The sequence below is a fragment of the Bradyrhizobium sp. P2_E8 genome, from assembly GCF_056403875.1.
In genome coordinates this window covers 1-4388 of the sequence record NZ_JBFUES010000663.1, presented here as the reverse complement: position 1 = coordinate 4388, position 4388 = coordinate 1, and the positions used below count along the sequence as shown (strand labels likewise).

Here is a 4388-nt window from a genome sequence, read left to right as displayed (position 1 = left end):
AGGGCGCGCGGATCATGACCGGGCGGGAGCTAGCGATCTACCAGGCCGCCGACGCTTTCGAACTGTTCACCGGCCTTGCCCCATCGACCGAAGTCATGGGAGAGGCTTTTGACGAGGTGATGGCGGCGCGAAGCTCAGCCTATCACGCAGCGTAACCGAAGCGGCCGGACACAAGGCCGCGGACAACAACATCACAGGAAACGGGAGGAGAGACCATGAGATCGGCTATTCTGGCAAGCGCCCTGCTTGCCTTCGCGACTGCAACCAGCGTCCACGCACAAACGATCAAGCTCGCCGACGTCGCCGAGCTGTCGGGTGGCGGCGCCACCGTCGGCACCAACTGGAAGAACGGTATCGACCTCGCGATCGAGGAGATCAACGCCAAGGGCGGCGTGCTCGGCCGCAAGCTCGAGGTCACCCATGCCGACTCGCAGTCCAACCCGGGCGTTGCCCGCGCGCAGGTGCAGAAGGCGCTCGATGCCGAGCCCTATGTGCTGCTCGGACCCGGCTATTCCGGCTCGGTGAAGGTCACCGCACCGCTCGCAGCCGAAGCCGGCATCGCGCAGATCATGGGCGGCGAAGCCGCCGAGCTGACGCAAGCCGGAAACAAGTTCCTGTTCCGCACCTCGTTCGGCCAGCAATCCTCGATGCCGAAGGTCGCGAAATACATCCACGACGAGATGAAGGCGAAGTCGGTCGCGGTGGTCTGGGTCAACAACGACTTCGGCCGCGGCGGACGCGACGTCGTCGTGAAGGAGCTCGACCGGCTCGGCTCCAAGGTCGTCGCCGACCTCTCGACCGAAGCGGGCCAGGCCGACTTCGCCGCCGACGTCGGCAAGATCAAGTCCGCCAATCCCGATGCCGTGTTCGTCTATCTCAACGAGGAAGAGAGCGCGCGCATCCTGAAAGAGCTGAAGCGCCAGGGCGTCACCGCGCCGCTGATGGGCGAGACCACGCTGATCGGCCAGAAGGTGATCGAGCTTGCCGGCGACGCCGCCAACGGCGCGCGCGGCCATGTCGGCCTCACCACGGATGCGCCGGTCGATTTGATCAAGGCGTTCCGCGAGAAGTTTTCCAAGAAGTACAATTACGTGCCCGACCACAACGGCCTGAAGGGCTACCTCGCCGTCTACATGGTGAAGGCCACCACCGAAAAGATGGGCAAGGTCGACCCGAAGAAGTTTGCCGACACGCTGCACGGCCTGACCATCAAGGCCGCGGACGAGCCGGGCATCCTGATGGACGTCACCTTCAGCGAGACCGGCGACATCGACCGCCAGAGCTTTCTGGTCGAAGTGGTCGAAGGCAAGCAGGTGGTGAAGCAGGTGCTGCCGAAGGTGAAGTGAGCCTTCTTCGCCTCTCCCCGCACGCGGGGAGAGGCCGACGCGCGAAGCGCGGCGGGTGAGGGGGACTCTCCGCGCATCGAGCTGTCACCGTCCTTGCGGAGRCTCCCCCTCACCCYGACCCTCTCCCCGCAAGCGGGGCAAGGGAGAAGAATGAGGGGGACGAGGGAAAGGAGAGAGGGGAAAATGTCCAATCTGTTCGATCTTCTGGTCGCGGGACTTGCCACCGGCGCCATCTATGCACTGGTCGCGGTCGGCTTCACGCTGCTGTGGCAGACGTCGCAGACCATCAATTTCGCGCAAGGCGAGTTCGTGATGCTGCCGGCGTTCCTGATGCTGGCAGCGATGCATGCCGGCGCGCCGTTCTGGCTCGCGATCATCCTCGGCATTTTGCTCTCGATGCTCCTGCTCGGCCTCGGCTTCAAGATGCTGCTGGTCGACCCGATGATGCGCCATGGCGTGCTGCCGCTGGCGATCGCGACCATGGCGCTGGCGATCGGCATCAAAGAATCGGTGAAGCAGTTCTTCAGCGCGGAGGCATCGCCCTTCCCCTCGATCGTGCCGACCGGCGATATCTCCATCCTCGGCMACGCCGTCTCGCTGCAGAGCATCGGCGTCCTCGTCGTCGCCATTCTTGCGGTCTTCGGCCTGACCTCGCTCCTCAACCGCACCTCGCTCGGCCACCAGATGCAGGCGGCGGCGCAGAACCCGACGGTGGCGCGCATCATCGGCGTGCCCGTGGAGCGCATGATCCTGCTGACCTTCCTGATCAACGCCTTCCTGGTGGCGCTCGCCTCGCTGCTGATCACGCCGATCTACCTCGCAAAATTCTCCTCCGGCGAGGTGCTGGGCCAGGCCGCCTTCATCGCCGCGATCGTCGGCGGCTTCAATCAGGTGCGCGGCGCGATCGCCGGCGGCCTTCTGATCGGCGTGCTCGACAATCTCGCGGCAAGCTACGTCTCGACGCAGTATCGCGCGGCGGTGCCGCTGATCTTCCTGATCGTCGTCATCCTGTTCCGGCCGCAAGGACTGCTGGGCCGCGCCGAGGAGCGCACGGTATGAACGGATTCGGCAAACCCCTGAAGATCGCGCTCGGCCTCATCGTCATCGCCGGCCTGATCATCGTCCCCATGAACTTCAACCGCTACGGCCTGTTCATCCTGAGCCAGTGGGCGGTGATGACCATCGCCGCGATGGGCCTCAACCTCACGCTCGGCTATGCCGGCCAGGTGTCGCTGGCCCAGGGCGCCTTCGTCGGCATCGGCGCCTATGCGGCGGCGATCATGACCACGCATGGCTGGCCGCTGCCGGCCGCGATCGTGGTCGCGGTTCTCTTGAGCTTCGGCGTCGGCTGGGTGCTCGGCTATCCCGCGCTGCGCGTGCAGCACCATTACCTCGCCTTCGTCACGCTCGCCTTCTCCACCCTCGCCTTCCTCGTGTTCCGCAACGAGAGCTGGCTCACCGGCGGCATCTACGGCATCTCCAACATCCCGCGCCCACACATCTTTGGCATCGCGACCAACAAGCCGCTGCCTTTCTACTATGTCTGCCTCGGCTCGCTCGCGATCGTGTCGCTCGCGGTGTGGTGGCTGATCCGCTCGCCCTGGGGCCGCGCCTTCATGGCGCTGCGCGAAAACCCGCTGCGCGCGCAATCGCTCGGCATCGACACGCGGCGCTACACGCTGATGGCGTTCGCTATCGGCTCGGCGCTCGGCGGCGTCGCCGGCGCGCTCTATGCGCCGCTGACGCAATATATCGATCCCGTGCCGTTCAACCTGTCGCTCTCGCTCGATCTCCTGATGATGGTAATCGTCGGCGGCGCTGGGTTCTATTTCGGTCCCTTCCTGGGGGCGATGATCGCGGTGCTGCTGCCGGAATGGCTGCGCTTCACGGAAGGGTATTACCTGATGCTCTATGCGATCGCGGTGATGCTGCTGCTGATCTGGTCGCCGACCGGCATTCTGGGAATCCTCGACCGCTATCTCGCCGAGCGCCGCACCAAGGCAGCCTCCGCGCTGCGCGCCGTCGCGAAATCCCGGCTGGAGACGGTGCAATGAGTGCGGTCCTCGAAGTCACCAACATCAAGAAGAATTTTGGCGGCATCAGCGCCGTCGCCGACGTCAGCTTCGACGTCCGCGAGGGCGAGATCCTCGGCCTGATCGGGCCGAACGGCTGCGGCAAGTCCACCCTGTTCAACTGCATCCTCGGCCAGCTCACGCCATCAGGCGGCGAAGTGAAGCTCGACGGCAAGGTGGTCACGGGCCTGCGTCCCTCCGAGCTCAACAAGCTCGGGGTCAGCCGCACCTTCCAGCTGTTGCAGGTGTTTCCAAAACTGTCGGTGCGCGAGAACCTGATCCTCGCGGGACAGGAGCACCAGGGCAACATGGCCTCGCGCCTGGTCGGCCGCTCCGATGCCGGGCTGACGGAGGCCGCCAACCAGATGATCGGCTTCTTCAAGCTCGATCACCTCGCGGCTGAACCTGCCGGCGGCCTGTCCTATGGCCAGCAGAAGCTGCTCGATGCCGCCATGGCCTTCATGGGCGGCCCGCGCCTGGTGCTGCTCGACGAGCCCGCCGGCGGCGTCAACCCGTCGATGCTGGCGGACCTGAAGGACCGGCTGGTGGCAATCAACCGCGAGAAGAACGCCACCTTCGTCGTGATCGAGCACAACATGGAGTTCGTGATGTCGCTGTGCTCGCGCGTGATGGTGATGGCGGAAGGCAAGGTGCTGGCGATGGGACGGCCGGACGAGGTCCGCAAGAACCCGGCCGTGATCGAAGCTTATCTGGGACATTGAGGGCACGAGCCATGAGCGACCCGATCCTCTCGGTTCACAATCTCGTCGGCGGCTACGGCAAGATGACGATCTTGAACGGCACGACGTTTTCTGTTCCGCAGGCCACCATCACCACCATCATCGGCCCCAACGGCGCCGGCAAGTCGACCGTGTTCAAGGCGATCTTCGGCCTGCTCAAGCTGCGCGAGGGCAAAATCAGTTTTGCCAATCGCGACGTCACGAACTTGAGCCAGCGCGCGCTGCTCAAC

Annotated in this window: 5 protein-coding genes and 1 pseudogene; all 6 read left to right on the top strand. The window is 64.8% G+C overall.

What is annotated here, in order from left to right; translation table 11 throughout:
• Positions 1-155, top strand: a pseudogene (locus AC1D00_RS29060) (shikimate dehydrogenase); the annotation flags it as partial.
• Positions 156-215: 60 nt separating this feature from the next.
• Complete coding sequence (locus tag AC1D00_RS29055) at positions 216-1346, top strand: ABC transporter substrate-binding protein (protein WP_477013030.1); 1131 nt, start codon at positions 216-218, stop codon at positions 1344-1346.
• A gap of 183 nt (positions 1347-1529) precedes the next feature.
• Positions 1530-2405, top strand: coding sequence for a branched-chain amino acid ABC transporter permease (locus tag AC1D00_RS29050; protein WP_477013029.1), 876 nt, complete (start codon positions 1530-1532; stop codon positions 2403-2405).
• Positions 2402-3400, top strand: a complete 999-nt coding sequence (locus AC1D00_RS29045) for a branched-chain amino acid ABC transporter permease (protein ID WP_025576615.1) — start codon at positions 2402-2404, stop codon at positions 3398-3400. The genes AC1D00_RS29050 and AC1D00_RS29045 overlap by 4 nt, the downstream gene beginning before the upstream one ends.
• On the top strand, positions 3397-4140 hold the full coding sequence (locus AC1D00_RS29040; RefSeq protein ID WP_025576614.1) for an ABC transporter ATP-binding protein: 744 nt from the start codon (positions 3397-3399) through the stop codon (positions 4138-4140). Before AC1D00_RS29045 ends, AC1D00_RS29040 begins: the two co-directional genes overlap by 4 nt.
• 11 nt (positions 4141-4151) lie before the next feature.
• The coding region (locus AC1D00_RS29035; protein WP_477013028.1) for an ATP-binding cassette domain-containing protein at positions 4152-4388 on the top strand (237 nt) is incomplete at its 3' end.